Below are 1,360 nucleotides of genomic sequence, written 5' to 3'. Positions count from 1 at the left end.
CCTACGACCCAATAGCCAAGCCGGGTCACTTCTCAATGGAAATCCCGGGTCAGTTTTGCGTGGAAATCAACACGCTGGGTCGATACACAATCGCATTAGCGGCTTGGTCGGGGCAGATCCCGCTGAGTCGATACACATACGCGACGGATCATCGCCGGTGAGGCCTGTGCGCCGGCACCCCTTGCGTTGACGGGCGCCGGCGCCACAGCGCCTTTGTGGCATATCCTGCAAAGTTAGTGACCAGGTGCGGCAACGTCATGCCCGGCTCGGCGCGCAGAATAGACCAGGTGGCCCGGGCCGCCTGAAGCTTGCGCCCCGATAGGGACCTCTGACTGACCTGGTAGAAGGCCAGAACGTCGGGCAGGCCCGTTGCTTCGGCACCTTGGCGCAGCAGCGACAGCCAGAAGGCATAGTCTTCATGCATCGACAACATTGGCAGCTCGGCCTTGCCGAAGCGTGCGCTATCCCAGACCGCGGTCAGACAGCCGATCGGATTGCCAGACAAGGCGTCGCGGTAACCGACCCGCGCCCGCGCGGGTACGATGCCAAGGCTGTCGCCTACGGCAGAAACCCGCTCGTAGGCAGAAAACACGATTGGTGCCCCGGATTGGAGCACCGGAACCTGCCGGGCAAGCTTTTCCGGATGCCAACGGTCATCGGCATCGAGAAAGGCAATCCAGCGCCCCTGCGCCGCTCGGATGCCGTGATTGCGGGCCTGCGCCGCCCCTAGGTTGTCGGGCAGATGGAGCAGACGGATCCGCGGATCGGCCTCGGCCCGCGCCGCCGCTAGTGCGGCGCCGTCATCGCGCGAGGCATCATCGACGAGTATGGCCTCCCAATTGGTGAAGCTCTGCGCCACCAGACTGTCGAGCGCACGGTCGAGCGTCGCCCGTGCATCGTGGAACGGGATGATAACCGAGACGGCCGGGGCCGGCTGATCCGCATCAGAAGCTGTCATCTTAGCACGCATGTCACCTCCTTGGGGCGGCTCCCCCTCGCGAGGGCGCTGGAGCAATCTTCTTCCAGGTCTTGGACCCCATGATCGCGGTGTGACCTGACCGGGTCGGTGGTCTCTCCCGCGTTCCCCTTCGAGGGTTGCGCCAGATGGGCTGGCGCCGAGCCTCAAGATCGGGGAGGACCGCATGCAGGATAGCACGTTCATCGGGCTGGATGTCCACAAGGCGACGATCTCGGGAAGCTATGGCCGAAACTGGGTGGTGGGGCCGGCGTTGTTGCAGAACGCCAGCTTGACGCATAGCGCCCCCTTTCCCCCCTGACGTTATGCAACGCGGACGATTTCGGCGCTGCCGAGGGCGTTGAAGCGGTTGGTGAGAGCGACGCGGATGTGGATTTCGGCGGT

The 1,360-nt window shown here is 64.2% G+C and carries 1 protein-coding gene; it reads right to left on the bottom strand.

The window, feature by feature from the left end; translation table 11 throughout:
• Positions 1-148: 148 nt before the first annotated feature.
• Positions 149-970 (bottom strand): glycosyltransferase family 2 protein, encoded by an 822-nt coding sequence (locus FG154_RS20495; protein WP_186312488.1) that lies wholly within the window; start codon positions 968-970, stop codon positions 149-151.
• Positions 971-1,360: the final 390 nt, after the last annotated feature.

Origin of the sequence: Cereibacter sediminicola (assembly GCF_007668225.1) — a bacterium.
In the GTDB taxonomy this organism is placed as follows: Bacteria; Pseudomonadota; Alphaproteobacteria; order Rhodobacterales; family Rhodobacteraceae; genus Cereibacter_A; species Cereibacter_A azotoformans.
The sequence above is the reverse complement of the archived record's forward strand: the minus strand, read 5'-3'. Positions and strand labels throughout refer to the sequence as shown.

Excerpts from the sequence above, each read along its gene's own strand:
- FG154_RS20495 (WP_186312488.1), bottom strand. The coding sequence starts at position 970 with ATGCGTGCTAAGATGACAGCTTCTGATGCGGATCAGCCGGCCCCGGCC.